Raw genomic sequence first — 17,368 nt, 5'->3', positions numbered from 1 at the left:
GTTTAGTCACAGTTTGGCGATTTTCTATTTGCAGTGAGGAAAAAGCTTATTTTGCCGTTTTATATCAACAAAACGGCCTGGAGAAAGGATTTAGATTCCCTTATCCAAGCCGGTTAGCAGAACGTTACAGACTTTATGATTAACCAATCATTAACAAGTTGACGATTTTAGGCTCAGCAATCGCTTTACGCTAGCCAAGGGTTTTAAAGGCTTTAATGCGCTGAAGATGTGGCGAAAGATCTTTAAACTTGTGCTTTTGTTTCTCGTCCCACACAATTTCATAATAAGGGTGTAAGTCATTCGCAGTACGCTTGCTATCAAGCATTTCATCATGGCGAGACAATACCACCAGACAACGATCGCGATTTTTCTCGCGAAAGTCATTAATACACTTGCTGGCGATATCAACATACTCTTCTGGGCGATCGATTTTACCGCCCATATTGTCCTGCGGATACAGATTCGGGTTGAAAGCAACCTGGCGGATACCGCACAGGAAACCAATGCGTTCAGCCCAAAACCCACCTAAACCAACACCACAGATCAGTGAGTTGGCATCACCGCCCTGCTGAATAGCTTTATCCACCTCTTTCAGTAAATGCTGCATATCGTGTCGAGGATGCAAGGTGCTGTAACTGATAAAGCGCACATCTGGATCGATAAATTGCAGTTGCAGGACTTTCTCGTGATTGCCGGGGCTATTGGAATCAAAACCATGTAAATAGACGATCATATTTATCCTCGCGACTTATACTCGTCAGACTTCAAGTCGCATGTACGTTGGCTGCAACTCGAATTATTTAAAGTATATAACTTATTTCAATTGGCTCTTATGCGCATCCCAACGTTCGCTGAGTGCGGTTAATGCCTTGTTCGCCTGTTGCCAGCGTGATGACTCCATCAACGAGCGGCGCTCAAACTGCCCAGAATGATATAAGCGCGCAACCTGATCCGCTTTGACCGGAGACAGGTTATCTAACACGCTGATGGCACCCTGACGGTTATTACACACCAGAATCATATCGCAACCGGCATCCAGCGAAGCCTGCCCGCGCTCGGCGTAACTGCCCATGATCGCAGCACCTTCCATCGATAAATCATCCGAGAAGATAATGCCGTCGAAGCCTAACTCCTGGCGCAATATCTGCTGAAGCCAATACGCCGAGCCGCTAGCTGGGCGCGCATCCGCTTCAGTATAAATCACGTGAGCAGGCATGATGGCATCCAACAATCGCCGCTCGATCAACTCGCGAAATATAACCATATCATGAGTACGGATTTCTGCCAGTGGTCGATTATCATGTGGCGTTTCTTTATGGGAGTCTGCAGTAACCGCACCATGGCCGGGGAAATGCTTACCGGTGGTCTTCATCCCAGCACTATGCATACCTCGGATAAAGCATTCTGCCATCGCCAGAGCCTGTTGTGGCTCGCTGTGGAAAGAGCGCTCACCGATAGCCGCGCTAACATGGCCAATATCCAGTACCGGCGCGAAACTGATATCGATATCCATCGCTATCATCTCCGCCGCCATCAGCCAACCGGCCTCTTGCGCCAGCTTAGCCGCAGTAGCAGCATCATTAATAGCGGCAAACGACTGGGCCGCAGGCAGGCGAGTAAAGCCATCACGAAAACGCTGCACCCGGCCCCCTTCCTGATCAACGGCCACCACCAGACGCTCACGAGAGGCCACTCTGATTTGGCGAACTAACTCGCGCAACTGTTCTGCATCATGAAAATTACGGCTGAACAAAATCAGGCCGCCCACCAGCGGGTGTTTCAAAATCTCACGCTCTTCAGCATCCAGCTCATAGCTGGCGACGTCTAACATTACTGGTCCCACGACAACCTCACTTCATTCAATAAAATACCCTTCGGGCGGGGTGCCACAGGGACTCGATTTGCCTGGCTGCAACGCCAATGCCTTTGGGTAACGCTAAAATTAAAACGATAAATTAAACCGCTGGCGCAGTGGCGACGCCCATTGTAAAAATACCTCATCACCCGTTTGCTGCCAGCGCACCTCAAACCACATTAGCATCAGGTAATCAATCCACGGTAACCAGCGCAGTATCTGGCGGGATAAGCGGTTAATGTCATGATATCCCTGCTCACTCGCGCAGTAGTGCTGTAAAAAGATATGTTGCTGCGGTAATGACCAGTGATTGCTGCGAAACAGCGCCGCAATATCTAATGCGATATCGCCATCGGCAGCATATTCCCAATCAATCAGCTTCAGCCCGGTTGGGGCCATTAACACATTGCCGGGATGGACATCCATATGCAAAGTCGCCAGTTTAACGGGCTGTGGTAGCGCGCGGCGCAGAAAGTCATGCTGCAGGCGCAACCAGGCCGGTGAGTGGCGTGTTGGGTCAATCAGCAGCCCATAACGAGCTAACTGACCGCGCAAATCCAGACGGTAGCCACTGGCAGGCAGATGATGCAGACGGGCCAATAGTTGTGGCAACTGCCCATTATCTGATAATTCAACAAATTGCTCATTCGTGACAACGTCACCTTCAAGCCAATTGACCACTAACCAGTGCTGATCAGCGGCAATAATGGCCGGTGAGAAATGCTGATTTGCCACGTGTCGTAACAGCTTTCGCTCCCGCCGCCGGTTCACTCCCAACTGACGCTTGGCTACCGACTGTTGGCGCGCCAACCAATCAATATTGGGTGCCGTAATACGCCAGCTTTCACCGGTTAGCCCCGCTACCGGACTAAAGTGATAATCGGCGATTTTCATCGCCGGATTTATGCTGCCAATGAATGCATACAGAGAGGGATCAGCGCTGAACCGGGCCATTACCTGACCAAATGATTTCGCCTGATTGCGCCTGCATCAATTGCATTTCAATGGTTGGCGATTTCACATCACCACTCACATCACTGTACAAAACATATTGAGCGCCGACATAACGGGCCAAACCAATCGCTTTGCTGCGCGATCCCAGACTATCTTCTTCCGAAAGCCCCAGCGTTTGCTTGGCAACGGCTAATTGTTGTGGCGAGATCAAAACAAACTTTTTATTCGACGCTAGCACTTGATGTAATGCTGCGGTGGCTTTCGCCGTTTGCAATGCACCATTAGTGTTGTTTTTAACGCTATCCAACAGCAGGATGCTGCCATTCGCCACTTCGTTGTTATTCACCATTTTCGCCACCAACGGCTCGACACTGATAGCCCAATCGATAGATTGCACTTTCGGCGGCTGCGGCACGGTGTCTACCGGCGGAGGTGTCTCAATTACTGGGGGTGTTACCGGTTCAATGGTCACTGGCGGTGTCGTTGGCGCAACAGGCGTCCGGGACGGACAACCGGTCAGCACTAACGCTGCCAAAACCACAAATAAATACCTTTTCATTGCCCTACTCCAATAATCCAATCGTGAAAATCAATCGGCTATAAAAATAAATGAAGGCGTGCACTGCGCGCATTAAAATTATTATTAACTGATTGAACAGTAACATCATCCCCTGGCGCAATGACCATAACGCGCGGCGCTTCCAGTGGCGGCACATCTAAGCCCTGCGCATCATACCAATAAAAACGGTAATTGATTCTTATCGGTTTATTCTGGCTATTCGTGATAACTGAACGTGCAACATTGTTGCCAGAAGAGAGTGATACTGCGGGTTGAGAAGCCAAAATGCCTGCTGCCAGAACCGACGAATCCATTACCACGGTTTGCTGTTTATTTACTGCAATCCCTTTCGGACTGCTGCACCCCAGCAATGTCGCTATACACGCCAACACCATCACCGGTAATAAAAACGCCTTAACACGGCGCATAGGCTTACCTCATTTAGACTCAATCATTATGTCGCTATTGATGCAGCATCATTACTTATGTGACAACAATGACCCCAGATCACGACCACCAACCAGGTGCATATGAATATGATAGACCACTTGCCCGGCATGTTGGTTACAGTTGATGATCAGGCGATAGCCATCTTCGGCAATGCCTTCCTGTTGAGCAAGTTTAGCCGCCACGGTGATCATGCGGCCCAGTGTTGCTTCATGTTCTGCGGTGACATCATTCACAGTTGGAATAAGGATATTAGGAATGATTAAGATATGGGTGGGTGCCTGTGGGGCAATATCACGAAACGCCGTCACCAGTTCATCCTGATAGACCACGTCGGCAGGAATTTCACGGCGGATAATTTTGCTGAAAATCGTTTCTTCGGCCATTACGCATTTCCTTTGTCATTGTAAAATAGAGAATGCGTAGTATGAGCGACAAATTCTATTGATTTCAACCTCAATAATCAGCCTCTGGCATAAGCCGCCGCTTTTTCAAACAATGTGGCGCCTGGGCGAATACCGTATACAGCACAAATGGCTCAACCACCTGAATAGCTAATATTTCTGCGCTAATAATAACGGTTTTCTGCTGTGCTTTGGCGTAACGGATAAGTGGCGTGATCGCGACGCTCTCCAACATTCATTTTTAAACGCTGTCACGGCCTGCTATAACCGCCGCGTGCAGGCTTTTTTGTATCTGAAGGTGGTCAATCTTTGAGTTGAGGTCACAATATGGACAGCAAAAATAAATAACCCAATAAAATCAATGTAAAAAAGATAAAAAAAGGGAGGCTTTCGCCCCCCCCTTTGCACTCCCCAAACCTGAATCAATGGTTACGAATATACTCGTCCATATCTGTTTTCAGGTTATCTGATTTAGTCCCGAAGATAGCCTGAACACCAGAACCTGCGACCACAACACCCGCAGCACCCAGTTTCTTCAGACCAGCTTGGTCAACCTTGGATACATCCGCCACGCTGACACGCAGACGGGTAATACATGCATCCAGGTTAGTGATGTTCTCTTTACCACCAAACGCATTTACCAGTGCCGCTGACATTTCTGTGCCGCCCTGTACAGTTTGCTCAGTCGTTGTCTCTTCACGACCCGGTGTTTTCAGATCCAGTTTGGCAATCAGCACACGGAAGATGGTGTAGTACACCAGACCGTAGCAAATACCCACCAGAGGGAACAGCCAGATACGGCTACTGTTGCCACTTAGAACGATGAAGTCAATCAGACCATGGGAGAAGCTGGTACCATCACGCATCCCAAGCAGGATACAGATTGGGAACGCCAGACCGGCCAGAATTGCATGGATAACATACAAAATTGGCGCCACGAACATGAAGGAGAATTCAATTGGCTCGGTGATACCAGTCAGGAATGAGGTCAGCGCTGCGGAGATCATGATCCCGCCCACTTTAGCGCGGTTTTCCGGCTTGGCTGAATGCCAAATCGCAATCGCGGCGGCTGGCAGACCGTACATTTTGAACAAGAAGCCACCAGACAGTTTACCGGCAGTTGGGTCACCCGCCATGTAACGTGGAATGTCACCGTGGAATACCTGACCTGCTGCGTTGGTGTATTCACCAATTTGCATTTGGAATGGTACGTTCCAGATATGGTGCAGACCGAATGGCACTAACGCACGTTCAACAACGCCGTAGATACCAAAGGCAACAACTGAGTTCTGATAAGCCGCCCACTGGGAGAAAGTCTGGATCGCAGTACCGATAGGTGGCCATACGAAGGACAGGATCACACCAACGAAGATAGCGGTGAAACCAGAAATAATCGGAACAAAGCGTTTGCCCGCAAAGAAACCGAGATATTCAGGTAACTGAATACGGTAGAAGCGGTTGAACATGTAGGCGGCTATAGCACCTGCAATAATCCCGCCCAATACCCCGGTATCGGCTAAATGTTTGGCCGCAATTTCTTCTGCTGGCAGATGCAAGACCAGAGGCGCTACCACAGCCATGGTTTTCACCATGATGCCGTAAGCAACAACTGCCGCCAACGCGGATACACCGTCGTTATTGGTAAAGCCGAGTGCAACGCCAATAGCAAAGATTAATGCCATGTTAGCAAAGACGGAACCGCCCGCTTCTGCCATTACGTGAGAGACTACTGTTGGTAGCCAGCTAAAATTCGCGGAACCGACACCCAGCAGAATACCTGCGATGGGTAAGACGGATACCGGTAGCATTAGCGATTTACCTACCTTTTGCAGGTTTGCAAATGCGTTCTTAAACATAGTTGAGTGTGCTCCTGAGTAATAGTGCTTTTCTGCTGTTTCTCGCGTTTATTGGCGTTACAAAGGGGGGAGTAAGCCTTTGCGAATAAGGATGTCTAAAGCACCCTTTTAATTTTTACGAAGAGTAAAATAAATAGCCTGCTTAATGTTTGATGGCAGTCACGTTTCTTTCAAGAAGGCGCTTAATTTGCATCAAATCGCGCATATTTTGTAAAAAAACGTCAATAACACCTGCCCTCACCCAATAAATCGGGTGAGAACATTACTCGTTTCGCTGATTAATTACGAGCTTAAAAAAAAGTATTATTAAGGATGCTAGCGATTTTCACTGGCGAACTGGGAAGGGTCCAGATGAAATAACCGGCAAAAGTTATCAGTCGTCGCCTGCGCCAGTGAAGCAAGACTCACGCCTTTCAGCACCGCCATATACTCTGCAACATCACGGACATAGGCCGGTTGGTTCTCTTTGCCACGATGAGGAACTGGGGCCAGATAAGGTGAATCGGTCTCTACTAATATCCGATCCAGCGGAACATAACGGGCCACATCGCGCAGTTGTTCGGCATTACGGAAGGTGAGGATCCCTGAGAATGAAATGTAAAAACCAAGGTCTAACAGCGTTGCTGCCGTGGCTTTGTCTTCTGTAAAGCAATGTAAAACACCGCCACACTCCTGTGCCTGCTCTTCGCGCAAAATCGCGAGCGTATCTTCACGCGCATCGCGGGTATGCACAATCACCGGTTTGTTTAATTCGCGACCAATGCGAATATGTTCGCGGAAAGAGGCTTGTTGCAGCGGGATATTATCTTGTTGATAAAAATAATCCAGCCCGGTCTCGCCCATCGCCACCACATTATCTGCCGCAGCCAGGCTTCTGAGTTGCTGGAAATCATAGCCACCGTCGAGATTCAGCGGATGAACACCACATGAAAATGCCACATTGGGGCGTTCGCCAATAAGCGAGGTCATGGCAGAAAAGCCCGGTAACGTGGTGGCTACCGCCAGGACAAAACCGACATCCCGCGCATTTGCTTTGGCTAACACATCATCGACGCTGCTGTGTAGCGTCTGGTAGTCAAGGCTATCAAGATGGCAGTGTGAATCAACTAACAACATAATATTAAACTCTTCCATACTCTTCGCATTTGAAGCCGCAGGGCGCGCTATATTCGTTACTCGCCTCATCCTTAGGCCGGCCGCTGCAACACCAATTACGTTGAATATTCAATCAAGGTGAGGTGGAATAGGTGCCCGTGGACAGTGCGGTTTCCCAGTTAAGTAGCAACTCAGTGAGTAACAATTCACGGTTAACACCGACGACAGATAATAATTGATGGCGGCATTTTGCCAGTTGTTTTGTTGACTGAAGCAACATTGGTGTACTGGCCATTTGCGCCAACTGTTGTACCAACGACAATTGATCCTGATTGACCGCAAACTCACCAGCACCTTGTTGCCATTTCAAGGCATCCAGCAGCAGTGAAGAGAGCCATTGGAGGCGCTCAGCCGCATCATCATGGTTCAACTGCACTAACAGTGACAGTAGATCCGAACTGTTCAGTGCACCGCTAAGGGCGCTACACAGCGCAGTACGTAGCGTCCACCGCTCCGGTTGCAACAACCGCTCGGCTGCCAAGGGTGCGCCCTCACTCAATTTAAGCGCAGCCAGCGCCATCACCGGTTCTGCCTGAACTTGCCGTTGCAACCATTGCAAACTGAGTGCGGTATCCGGGCAGGCCAAATACCAGTAAAAACAGCGGCTACGTAGCGTAGCTAACAAACTGGCAGGTTGATGGCAGTCCAGCAGGAAATAGGTTTTCTCCGGTGGCTCTTCCAAGGTTTTCAACAAGGCATTCGCCGCCGCATCGGTCAGCAGTTCGGCGTGTGGCAACCACACCACCTTAGCCCCGCCTTGTTGTGCATGGGAATAGAGCTTATCGATCTGCTGACGCACCAGCTCAACCCCAATACTACTTTTGCCTTTTTCTGGTGCCAGTACATACCAGTCCGGGTGGTTACCCGCCAGCATTAAACGGCAGCTATGGCATTCACCACAGCTTTTCTCACCTTGCCGCTGTTGGCACATTAGCCAGCGGCTGAGGCCATAAATCAACGCCTCTTCACCATTACCGGGCAAGGCGTGGAGTAATAACGCGTGGTGCCCGCGCCCGGCAGTATGCTGCCCTATCAACTGCCGATAAGGTGCCGTAAGCCACGGATACCATTTCATTATGCGGTTTCCCGGCTGGCCAGCCATTGAGTCAATACCCGACTGATTGATGTGCTCACTTGCTCAAGAGGTTGGGAGGCATCAATGGTTTTTATACTGGTATCGGCGGCGGCCAGTTCGAGATAGCGTGCACGCGTGCGTTCAAAAAAGGCCAGCGACTCTTGTTCAATACGATCCAACTCGCCACGGGCACGAGCGCGTGCTAATCCGACCACAGGCGGCAAATCAAGATACAGCGTCAGATCAGGGCGGAATTCACCCAATACGGTATCACGCAATGACGTCATCAATTGGCTATCAATGCCGCGCCCGCCTCCCTGATACGCCTGAGATGAGAGATCATGGCGATCACCCACCACCCAACTGCCTCGCGCCAACGCCGGTTTAATGACGTTCTCAACCAATTGCACTCGCGCAGCATACAGCATCAGCACTTCGGCCTTATCGGTCAGGACTTCACCATCAATACCTTGTTTAATCAAATCACGCAGCTTTTCTGCCAACGGCGTCCCACCCGGCTCCCGGGTGAAAACAATATCGTTAATCCCTTGGGCACGCAGCGTGGCAACCACGGTGTCTCTGGCGGTGGTTTTCCCTGCCCCTTCCAGCCCTTCAATAACGATAAATTTACTGTTCATTTTTATCCTTGAGCGATTGACGATAGACCCGCACCGCTTGGTTATGACTGGCTAAATTGGTGGTAAATGTATGCCCGCCCTTGCCATCTGCCACAAAGTAGAGATAGGCGGTTTTGGCCGGGTGCGCGGCAGCCGTCAGTGATGCTAACCCCGGCATGGCAATTGGGGTGGGCGGCAAACCAGAAATCACATAGGTATTATAAGGTGTTGGCGTATCTAAGTCTTTACGACTAATGTTGCCATTGTACTTGTCACCCATACCATAAATTACCGTAGGATCAGTTTGCAGGCGCATACCAATCCGTAGGCGGTTAATAAACACCGATGCGACTTTAGTGCGTTCTTCATTTACAGCGGTTTCTTTTTCGATGATAGATGCCATGGTGACCAACTCACCCGGTGTCTTATAGGGTAAAGACTCATCCCGACCTTGCCAAATCTCATCAACCGTTTTTTCCATCTTTACATGGGCACGTTTGAGTAAGGCCAAGTCAGTGGTTCCGGCGGTATAGGAATAGGTATCAGGATAGAGCCATCCCTCAGGGTGCTCGATGTCTTTTAGCCCCAGTAACCCTGCAATCTCAGTATCACTTTTGCCTGCTAATACCTGTTTTACATACTTTGACTGCTGCAATTCATCCAGCCAGTCTCGTAGCCGTTTGCCCTCAATAAAGCGCACAGTAAATTGTGCTTCTTTACCACTGGCGAGTAATTCCAGCATGCCACGTACCGTCATACCGGGAGTAAAACGGTAAGTCCCCGCCTTAAACTTGGCCAATTCAGGCTCTATACGCAACAGCCAGGGGAACAAACGGGTGTTTTTAATCACATGGTCACGTTGCAGTAAATTCTCCAATGCCACCCGCCCCGTACCGGTGGGGAGTTTAAAGATGGTTTCTTGCTGGATAGCCAACGGTTGGTTCGCAAAGTGTTGTATTTTCTGATAACCCAGCAGCACTAATCCCAAACAGATAGCGGCAAAAAGGATTACAACTCGGGTGCTTTTTATTTTCATCGGGCGGCCATCTTCAAATTAAAGGTAGTCATCAACGCTATACATTAAAACCAACATGATGATGCTGAGACCATCACTTATACATCGCAACAGTGCTGATTCAGAAAATCAAACAACTGACGCGAGTTATAAAGCCATTTATCGGCACGGTTCACTGGCAGTAGCGGCATCAGCGCATTGCATACGACAATTTCATCCGCATCAGCCAGTACATCCAGTGGCTGGGCCACAATCGCCACCTGCTGCCCATGCGCGGCCAGACAAGCGATAATCATCTGGCGCGTGATGCCATCAACACCTGACAGGCTTAAGTCGGGGGTAAATATCACTTCACCTTTACGCCAGAATAAATTAGCCGCACAGCATTCCACCAGCAGGCCCGCAGTGTCAAGCACCAGTGCCTCATCAGCCTCTGTCTGCTCAAGATGCGCACGAATCAGCACTTGCTCAAGACGATTCAGATGCTTAACACCGGCCAGCAATGGGCTACGTGCCAACGTCACCGGGCTTAATGCCAATGAAATGCCCCGTTCACGCCAACTATGATAATGCGTGGGATAATCACTAAGCGAAATAAGCCGCGTTGGATGCTGGCAAGTGGTACCGCTGTAGCCTCGCCCACCACTACCCCGGCTAATAATCACTTTCAACACCCCATCTTCGGTATGGTTTGCCGCCTCAACCATTTCCTTAGTCAATGCGTTCCAGTTGACTGTTGGCATCAACAGGCGCTCAGTTGCCTGCTGTAGGCGCTGTAGGTGCTTATCAAGCCACACCACCCGACCATGAGATACCCTCGCAGTTGTAAAGCAGCCATCACCAAACTGCACTGCGCGATCTGAAGCTGAAATCAAATTTTGCTCTATACCATTAATCCAGAACATTCAGACTCTCTTTAAATAGGAGGGGTATTGTTTGCCATGCATTCAGTTGCTGAATATACCTTGCCAGTAAATATATGCTGTAGATAAATAAAAATTGTACGTGCCGACAGTAGCAGATTTAGGCAATAGCTGTTTTCGGATTTATCTCTTACTGAGACAGTGATTATGGCGGGATATTATATTTTTTGTACTTGAAGCGGCGGAGTGCGCTGCAACGCCAGGGCATTGCGCTGTTATATGCGTGGGGTTAACCTAATAAAAGACCCGGAAGACCGGGCCTTTTAAGCGGCAGAAGTTTAACAGCCAAGGTTATACCTTGCGGAAAACCAAAGAGCCGTTAGTGCCACCGAAGCCGAAGGAGTTACACAAGGTATACTCAATGTCTTTTACCTGACGGGCTTCATGCGGAACAAAATCCAAATCACAACCTTCATCCGGGTTATCCAGATTTATGGTTGGCGGAATAGCTTGATCACGCAACGCCAGCACAGTGAAGATAGACTCAACCGCACCGGCTGCACCTAACAAGTGCCCAGTCATGGATTTGGTGGAACTGACCATCACTTTATGGGCATCTTCACCAAATACAGACTTCACTGCCTGCGTTTCAGCTTTATCGCCCGCAGGAGTCGATGTGCCGTGGGCATTGATATAACCAATTTGAGAGGTGCTCACACCCGCATCACGTAATGCATTCACCATTGCCAGCGCTGCTCCTGAACCGTCTTCCGGTGGAGAGGTCATGTGATAGGCATCGCTGCTCATCCCAAACCCAACAACTTCAGCATAGATTTTTGCACCACGTTTTTTCGCGTGTTCGTACTCTTCCAGCACCATCATACCTGCGCCATCACCCAGGACGAAACCATCACGGTCTTTATCCCACGGGCGGCTTGCGGCTTGCGGATTATCGTTACGAGTAGACAATGCACGAGCGGCACCGAAACCACCGACACCCAGTGGAGTACTGGCTTTTTCAGCGCCACCTGCCAGCATGACATCCGCATCATTGTAAGCAATGATCCGTGCCGCTTGACCGATATTATGCACACCAGAAGTACAGGCCGTCGCGATAGAGATGCTTGGCCCACGCATACCACACATGATGGTCAGATGGCCGGCAATCATGTTAACAATGGTTGATGGCACGAAGAATGGGCTAATTTTACGTGGCCCACCATTCACCAGTGCGGTGTGGTTCTCTTCAATCAGACCCAACCCACCAATACCAGAACCAATAGCGGCACCGATACGAGGAGCATTGGCTTCGGTTATTTCAAGCCCTGAGTCTTGCATGGCTTGCATGCCAGCAACAATGCCGTACTGTATGAATGCATCCATTTTGCGTGCATCTTTACGCGAAATGAACTCTTCACAATTAAAATCTTTTACTAAGCCAGCAAATTTCGTTGCGTAGGCATTAGTATCAAAATGGTCGATCAGGCTGATGCCACTCTGCCCGGCAAGAACAGCGTTCCATGTGGATTCTACTGTATTACCGACAGGAGACAACATGCCCAGTCCAGTCACAACAACTCGACGCTTAGACACGGTTGTCCTCCAAGGAGGGAAAATAACACTTAGGACAAAAAAAACTTAGGCGGTCGAGTGACCGCCTAACTATCTAAACTTAAAGCATGTTCGCTTACTGCTGGTTAGCGTTGATAAAATCAATAGCTGCCTGAACAGTAGTGATTTTTTCTGCTTCTTCGTCTGGAATCTCAGTATCAAATTCTTCTTCCAGAGCCATTACCAGCTCAACGGTGTCCAGAGAATCCGCGCCAAGATCTTCAACGAAAGAAGCACTGTTCTTCACTTCGTCTTCTTTAACACCCAGTTGTTCAACGATGATTTTCTTAACGCGTTCTTCGATAGTGCTCATACTCTTAAATTTCCTATCAAAACTCGCTTTCGCGATGGTTTTCGTAGTGTATAAAATGTTGAAAAAGATGCAACTAAATCTCGGCTGGTCAAACCACGATTTTACGCTATTTTGCGGTTTTCACCTCAAATAATGCAAATACTTTCGTGATTTTTAAATCATATACATGCCGCCATTGACATGTAACGTTTCACCAGAGATGTAGCTGGCCTCGTCAGAGGCTAAAAATGCAACAGCGCTGGCGATTTCTTTAGCTTGCCCAAGCCGGTTAGCTGGTACTTGGGCTAAAATGCCTGCGCGTTGTTCATCTGTCAACGCCGTCGTCATGTCCGTCTCAATAAAGCCAGGTGCCACAACGTTGACAGTAATGCCACGTGAAGCAACCTCACGCGCCAAAGACTTGCTAAAACCAATCAGACCCGCTTTAGCTGCCGCGTAGTTAACCTGCCCCGCATTGCCCATTGTCCCAACCACAGACCCGATGGTAATGATACGCCCAAACCGCTTTTTCATCATAGCGCGCATTACCGCTTTTGACAGGCGGAATACAGAAGTTAGATCGGTGTCAATAATATCTTGCCACTCTTCATCCTTCATACGCATCAGCAGGTTATCACGCGTAATACCTGCATTATTCACTAAAATATCAACTTCGCCAAATTCCGCACGAATCGCTGTCAAAACAGCATCGATTGACGCGGGTTCCACGACGTTCAACATATAGCCTTTGCCATTTTCACCCAAATAGGCGCTAATGGCGTCTGCGCCCTTCTCACTGGTCGCAGTACCAATAACACAGGCACCACGTTCGACCAATAATTCTGCAATCGCACGGCCAATACCACGGCTCGCGCCGGTTACCAGCGCAACTTTTCCTTCGAAGCTCATGTTACCCTCTTTCTTAGTTTTCAAGCGCGCTGGTCAGCGTAGCAACATCGTTTACCGGTGCTGCAGTTAAAGTATCCACGATACGCTTGGTCAAGCCAGTCAAGACTTTACCTGGCCCAACTTCTAACAGCAGCTCAATACCTTCTGCTGCCATAAATTCAACACTCTCAGTCCAACGTACTGGGTTATAGAGCTGGCGCACCAGCGCACTGCGGATAGCGTCTGGTGACACTTCCGTTTTCACATCTACGTTGTTGACAACCGGGAACAGTGGCGCCTGGAATTCAATGTTTTCCAGCGCTTCGGCTAACTTATCCGCAGCAGGTTTCATTAGCGCACAATGAGATGGCACACTGACCGGTAAAGGTAAGGCACGCTTGGCACCGGCCGCTTTACAAGCAACCCCGGCACGTTCTACCGCCTCTTTGTTACCGGCAATCACTACCTGACCTGGTGAGTTAAAATTGACGGGCGAAACAACCTGGCCTTGTGCTGACTCTTCACAGGCTTTGGCAATGGATTCATTATCCAGACCTATGATGGCATACATTGCACCAGTGCCTGCTGGCACCGCTTCCTGCATCAGTTTGCCGCGCAACTCAACCAGAGTGATCGCCTGTTTGAAATCAATCACACCTGCGCAAACCAGTGCTGAATATTCACCTAAGCTATGGCCTGCCATCATTGTCGGCAGCTTGCCGCCTTGATGTTGCCAGACGCGCCAAATTGCAACCGATGCCGCCAACAACGCCGGTTGTGTCTGCCACGTTTTATTCAATTCTTCGACCGGGCCTTGCTGCACTAGCTGCCAGAGGGAGTAACCCAGTACCGACGACGCTTCACTGAAAGTCGCTTCAACTATCGGAAATTGTGCGGCCAAATCGGCCAGCATGCCAAGGGATTGCGAACCCTGGCCTGGAAATACCATTGCAAATTTCGACATTTTCTTTCCTGTTGAATCAAAAAAGTCCTGTTAAACCAAAAAAGGTACTGTTAAATCAAAAACGAACCAGCGCAGAGCCCCAGGTAAAGCCACCGCCAAACGCTTCCAGCAGCACTAGCTGCCCACGTTGAATACGCCCATCGCGCACCGCTTCATCCAGCGCCGCAGGAACAGATGCCGCAGAGGTGTTGCCATGACGATCAAGCGTGATCACCACTTTATCCATCCCCATGCCTAACTTCTTCGCCGTTGCGGTAATAATACGCAGGTTAGCCTGATGCGGCACTAACCAATCCAGCGCAGTGCGCTCCAGATTATTGGCCTGCAATGTTTCGTCCACAATGTGGGCAAGCTCAGTCACCGCAACTTTAAATACTTCATTACCGGCCATAGTGACATAGGCTGGTTGCTCTTGCTGTTGGCGATCTTGGTACGGCAGTGCCAGCAACTGACCATAGCTGCCGTCGGCATGCAAATGGGTAGACAGAATGCCTGGTTCTTCAGATGCGCCCAATACTACGGCACCTGCACCATCACCAAATAAAATAATGGTGCCACGATCTTCTGGGTCCAGTGCGCGCGATAACATATCGGAGCCAATCACGATGGCATGCTTAACCGCACCACTTTTCACATATTGGTCAGCTACACTCAGCGCGTAGGTAAAGCCCGCACAGGCCGCAGCCAGATCGAAAGAGGCTGCATCTTTAATGCCCAGCATTTGTTGCACCTGACAGGCCGAGCTTGGGAAAGCATGGCTTGACGAGGTGGTAGCAACCACAATCAGCCCAATCTGGTCCTTACTAACGCCAGCCATCTCCAGCGCTTTTTCAGCCGCATGGAAACCCATGGTCGCGACTGTTTCATCCAGGCCGGCAATACGCCGCTCACGAATACCGGTACGGGTGACAATCCACTCGTCCGACGTATCCACCATTTTTTCTAAATCAGCATTACTGCGCACTTGTACGGGCAGATAACTCCCCGTACCGAGAATCTTAGTATACATGTACGATCAGTCACTCTTGGGTAATACCGCTTCAAGGCGCGCGGCAATCCGTTGAGGGACTTGCCGCTGCACCGCCTGCACAGCCTGTTCGATTGCGACAGCGAATGCGCGTTGATTCGCAGCGCCATGGCTCTTGATTACGATGCCCCGTAATCCTAACAGACATGCACCATTATACTGGTCGGGGTTCAAATGACCGAACCGTTTTGCCACACGTTTTTGCAGCCAGCGCCCGATGAGTTTAAGCCACCAGGACTGTTTACTGCCTTCGCCCGATGATTTGAGCAGTGACAAGAACATTCTTATCACACCTTCCATGGTCTTTAGAGTGACGTTACCCACGAAGCCGTCACAAACCATCACATCGGTCTTACCCGTAAGCAAATCATTGCCTTCCAGATAACCAATATAGTTGATCGCCGGTGTATTTTTTAATACTGCGGCGGCTTCGCGGATATTATCTAACCCTTTGGTTTCTTCTTCGCCAATATTGAGCAAAGCAACACGCGGGTTGGTAATGCCAACAACTTCTTCTGCCATCACCGATCCCATGACAGCAAACTGCACCAACATTCTACTATCACATTCAACGTTAGCCCCTAGATCCAGCACTACCGTCTTGCTGCGTTGCTGGTTAGGGATGACAGTCATTAACGCCGGGCGCTCTATTCCATCCAGAGGCTTAATCATCATCTTCGCCAGCCCCATCAATGCCCCGGTATTCCCGGCACTCACACAGGCCGCTGCGTCACCGTTCTTGACCAACTCCAGCGCTATACGCATCGAGGTACCACGACTGGCACGGATAGCTTGTGAGGGTTTAGCATCGCTGGCAATAACATGCTCAGCGGGGATGACCTGTAACCTCTCCAGCAACAAAGGATCGGCATTAACAAGTAACGGAGTGATGGTGTCGGGATTCCCGACCAGCAGAAGTTTAAGCTGTGGATTAGAGGCCAGCGCCTGCAATGAAGCAGGCACTGTGACGTGGGGACCGAAATCCCCACCCATTGCATCTAACGCTAGGGTTAGACAAGTCAAGGTATCGCCTTGCTAAAGATTAGCAAGTACTACTCAGCCGATAACCTTGCGGCCACGGTAGAAACCGTCGGCTGTGATGTGGTGACGCAGGTGAGTTTCACCGGAAGTTTTGTCCACAGACAGCGTGGCAGTGGTCAGCGCATCGTGTGAACGGCGCATGCCACGTTTGGAACGAGTTGGTTTGTTCTGTTGTACGGCCATTGACCTTACTCCTTAATTACTTTCTTTAAACTGGCTAATACGGCAAATGGATTAGGTTTCTCCACCTCTTCAGGCAGTTTACCAAATACCATGTCCGCCTCGGACACTTCACAGTGTTCAGAATCATGTACCGGAACGACAGGCAGTGAAAGAATAATTTCGTCTTCAATCATAGCCAGCAGATCAACTTCGCCAAATTCGTCGACTTCGATCGGCTCGTACGCTTCCGGTAATGCTTCAGCCTGCTCATCATTGACGACCGGGCTAAAACAATACGTTGTATGAACATGTTGTGCAAACGTGTTATTACAGCGCTGACACATCAATGTTACATCGACGTCCGCATGACCTGTAATAACCGCCAGGCGCTGATTATCGATATTAAACGATAATGAGGCCACGACATCGCTGTCCACACTTACCACTGAATCGGCTACACGTGTAACCTGCTCAGGTGAATAGATACCTGCGTAATCTAAACGTTTCTGAGCGGTACGAACCGCATCAATGGTCAGGGGTAATTTTACCTTTTGCATAGGGCGCGCATATTAACTTTGTAACG

General features: G+C 49.5%; 20 protein-coding genes and 1 pseudogene. All 21 read right to left on the bottom strand.

Translation table 11 applies throughout. The features are described from left to right. Positions 1–190: 190 nt before the first annotated feature. Positions 191–733: an alpha/beta hydrolase YcfP gene (gene ycfP, locus EL015_RS09065; protein ID WP_005183158.1), complete on the bottom strand. Its 543-nt coding sequence runs from the start codon at positions 731–733 to the stop codon at positions 191–193. Between the two features lie 81 nt (positions 734–814). Next, entirely contained in the window at positions 815–1,831 is a 1,017-nt protein-coding gene (nagZ, locus tag EL015_RS09060; protein ID WP_005183160.1) for a beta-N-acetylhexosaminidase, read from the bottom strand. Between the two features lie 111 nt (positions 1,832–1,942). Next, positions 1,943–2,749 carry a thiamine kinase gene (gene thiK, locus EL015_RS09055; protein ID WP_005183166.1) on the bottom strand — a complete coding sequence of 269 codons (807 nt, stop codon included), beginning with the start codon at positions 2,747–2,749 and terminating at the stop codon, positions 1,943–1,945. Between the two features lie 40 nt (positions 2,750–2,789). Beyond that, entirely contained in the window at positions 2,790–3,368 is a 579-nt protein-coding gene (lpoB, locus tag EL015_RS09050) for a penicillin-binding protein activator LpoB (protein ID WP_005183170.1), read from the bottom strand. A gap of 38 nt (positions 3,369–3,406) precedes the next feature. Next, positions 3,407–3,796, bottom strand: a complete 390-nt coding sequence (locus tag EL015_RS09045; protein ID WP_005183173.1) for a YcfL family putative periplasmic lipoprotein — start codon at positions 3,794–3,796, stop codon at positions 3,407–3,409. 51 nt (positions 3,797–3,847) lie between these two features. Beyond that, positions 3,848–4,201: a purine nucleoside phosphoramidase gene (hinT, locus tag EL015_RS09040; protein ID WP_005183175.1), complete on the bottom strand. Its 354-nt coding sequence runs from the start codon at positions 4,199–4,201 to the stop codon at positions 3,848–3,850. A gap of 77 nt (positions 4,202–4,278) precedes the next feature. Further along, a pseudogene (locus EL015_RS09035) lies at positions 4,279–4,439 on the bottom strand (shikimate 5-dehydrogenase); the annotation flags it as partial. 202 nt (positions 4,440–4,641) lie between these two features. Then, complete coding sequence (gene ptsG / locus EL015_RS09030; RefSeq protein ID WP_032905860.1) at positions 4,642–6,075, bottom strand: PTS glucose transporter subunit IIBC; 1,434 nt, start codon at positions 6,073–6,075, stop codon at positions 4,642–4,644. A gap of 315 nt (positions 6,076–6,390) precedes the next feature. After that, entirely contained in the window at positions 6,391–7,191 is an 801-nt protein-coding gene (locus EL015_RS09025) for a metal-dependent hydrolase (protein WP_032905901.1), read from the bottom strand. A gap of 112 nt (positions 7,192–7,303) precedes the next feature. After that, complete coding sequence (gene holB / locus EL015_RS09020; RefSeq protein ID WP_005183189.1) at positions 7,304–8,305, bottom strand: DNA polymerase III subunit delta'; 1,002 nt, start codon at positions 8,303–8,305, stop codon at positions 7,304–7,306. Further along, positions 8,305–8,943, bottom strand: a complete 639-nt coding sequence (tmk, locus tag EL015_RS09015; RefSeq protein WP_032905861.1) for a dTMP kinase — start codon at positions 8,941–8,943, stop codon at positions 8,305–8,307. Before tmk ends, holB begins: the two co-directional genes overlap by 1 nt. Then, the gene (gene mltG / locus EL015_RS09010; protein ID WP_005183192.1) at positions 8,933–9,958 is read right to left on the bottom strand and encodes an endolytic transglycosylase MltG; all 1,026 of its coding nucleotides are present in this window, start codon (positions 9,956–9,958) and stop codon (positions 8,933–8,935) included. The genes tmk and mltG overlap by 11 nt, the downstream gene beginning before the upstream one ends. Positions 9,959–10,035: 77 nt before the next feature. Beyond that, entirely contained in the window at positions 10,036–10,842 is an 807-nt protein-coding gene (gene pabC, locus EL015_RS09005) for an aminodeoxychorismate lyase (protein ID WP_005183195.1), read from the bottom strand. A gap of 309 nt (positions 10,843–11,151) precedes the next feature. Beyond that, the gene (gene fabF / locus EL015_RS09000) at positions 11,152–12,393 is read right to left on the bottom strand and encodes a beta-ketoacyl-ACP synthase II (protein ID WP_032905863.1); all 1,242 of its coding nucleotides are present in this window, start codon (positions 12,391–12,393) and stop codon (positions 11,152–11,154) included. 94 nt (positions 12,394–12,487) lie between these two features. Then, positions 12,488–12,724 (bottom strand): acyl carrier protein, encoded by a 237-nt coding sequence (gene acpP / locus EL015_RS08995; protein ID WP_002220787.1) that lies wholly within the window; start codon positions 12,722–12,724, stop codon positions 12,488–12,490. A 153-nt stretch (positions 12,725–12,877) separates the two neighbouring features. Next, positions 12,878–13,612: a 3-oxoacyl-ACP reductase FabG gene (gene fabG, locus EL015_RS08990; RefSeq protein WP_005183219.1), complete on the bottom strand. Its 735-nt coding sequence runs from the start codon at positions 13,610–13,612 to the stop codon at positions 12,878–12,880. Positions 13,613–13,625: 13 nt separating this feature from the next. Continuing rightward, positions 13,626–14,555 carry an ACP S-malonyltransferase gene (gene fabD / locus EL015_RS08985; protein WP_032905865.1) on the bottom strand — a complete coding sequence of 310 codons (930 nt, stop codon included), beginning with the start codon at positions 14,553–14,555 and terminating at the stop codon, positions 13,626–13,628. Between the two features lie 55 nt (positions 14,556–14,610). Beyond that, positions 14,611–15,564: a beta-ketoacyl-ACP synthase III gene (locus EL015_RS08980; protein ID WP_005183226.1), complete on the bottom strand. Its 954-nt coding sequence runs from the start codon at positions 15,562–15,564 to the stop codon at positions 14,611–14,613. A 6-nt stretch (positions 15,565–15,570) separates the two neighbouring features. Next, the gene (gene plsX / locus EL015_RS08975; RefSeq protein ID WP_071843428.1) at positions 15,571–16,605 is read right to left on the bottom strand and encodes a phosphate acyltransferase PlsX; all 1,035 of its coding nucleotides are present in this window, start codon (positions 16,603–16,605) and stop codon (positions 15,571–15,573) included. Positions 16,606–16,638: 33 nt separating this feature from the next. Continuing rightward, positions 16,639–16,806, bottom strand: a complete 168-nt coding sequence (gene rpmF, locus EL015_RS08970) for a 50S ribosomal protein L32 (protein WP_002210931.1) — start codon at positions 16,804–16,806, stop codon at positions 16,639–16,641. A gap of 5 nt (positions 16,807–16,811) precedes the next feature. Further along, positions 16,812–17,342, bottom strand: a complete 531-nt coding sequence (gene yceD, locus EL015_RS08965; protein ID WP_005183233.1) for a 23S rRNA accumulation protein YceD — start codon at positions 17,340–17,342, stop codon at positions 16,812–16,814. Between the last annotated feature and the right edge of the window lie 26 nt (positions 17,343–17,368).

Source organism: Yersinia intermedia (assembly GCF_900635455.1).
GTDB lineage: Bacteria > Pseudomonadota > Gammaproteobacteria > Enterobacterales > Enterobacteriaceae > Yersinia > Yersinia intermedia.
Note: the sequence above shows the minus strand (reverse complement) of the source record. Positions and strands in the feature narration are given on the sequence as shown.

Bases quoted from the DNA above. Each gene is read 5' to 3' on its own strand.
- EL015_RS09025 (WP_032905901.1), bottom strand. From the start codon at position 7,191: ATGTTGTTAGTTGATTCACACTGCCATCTTGATAGCCTTGACTACCAG.
- lpoB (WP_005183170.1), bottom strand. From the start codon at position 3,368: ATGAAAAGGTATTTATTTGTGGTTTTGGCAGCGTTAGTGCTGACCGGT.
- ptsG (WP_032905860.1), bottom strand. From the start codon at position 6,075: ATGTTTAAGAACGCATTTGCAAACCTGCAAAAGGTAGGTAAATCGCTA.
- fabG (WP_005183219.1), bottom strand. From the start codon at position 13,612: ATGAGCTTCGAAGGAAAAGTTGCGCTGGTAACCGGCGCGAGCCGTGGT.
- rpmF (WP_002210931.1), bottom strand. From the start codon at position 16,806: ATGGCCGTACAACAGAACAAACCAACTCGTTCCAAACGTGGCATGCGC.
- fabD (WP_032905865.1), bottom strand. From the start codon at position 14,555: ATGTCGAAATTTGCAATGGTATTTCCAGGCCAGGGTTCGCAATCCCTT.
- pabC (WP_005183195.1), bottom strand. From the start codon at position 10,842: ATGTTCTGGATTAATGGTATAGAGCAAAATTTGATTTCAGCTTCAGAT.
- ycfP (WP_005183158.1), bottom strand. From the start codon at position 733: ATGATCGTCTATTTACATGGTTTTGATTCCAATAGCCCCGGCAATCAC.
- hinT (WP_005183175.1), bottom strand. From the start codon at position 4,201: ATGGCCGAAGAAACGATTTTCAGCAAAATTATCCGCCGTGAAATTCCT.
- acpP (WP_002220787.1), bottom strand. From the start codon at position 12,724: ATGAGCACTATCGAAGAACGCGTTAAGAAAATCATCGTTGAACAACTG.
- yceD (WP_005183233.1), bottom strand. From the start codon at position 17,342: ATGCAAAAGGTAAAATTACCCCTGACCATTGATGCGGTTCGTACCGCT.
- mltG (WP_005183192.1), bottom strand. From the start codon at position 9,958: ATGAAAATAAAAAGCACCCGAGTTGTAATCCTTTTTGCCGCTATCTGT.
- holB (WP_005183189.1), bottom strand. From the start codon at position 8,305: ATGAAATGGTATCCGTGGCTTACGGCACCTTATCGGCAGTTGATAGGG.
- EL015_RS09045 (WP_005183173.1), bottom strand. From the start codon at position 3,796: ATGCGCCGTGTTAAGGCGTTTTTATTACCGGTGATGGTGTTGGCGTGT.
- EL015_RS08980 (WP_005183226.1), bottom strand. From the start codon at position 15,564: ATGTATACTAAGATTCTCGGTACGGGGAGTTATCTGCCCGTACAAGTG.
- nagZ (WP_005183160.1), bottom strand. From the start codon at position 1,831: ATGTTAGACGTCGCCAGCTATGAGCTGGATGCTGAAGAGCGTGAGATT.
- tmk (WP_032905861.1), bottom strand. From the start codon at position 8,943: ATGAACAGTAAATTTATCGTTATTGAAGGGCTGGAAGGGGCAGGGAAA.
- thiK (WP_005183166.1), bottom strand. From the start codon at position 2,749: ATGAAAATCGCCGATTATCACTTTAGTCCGGTAGCGGGGCTAACCGGT.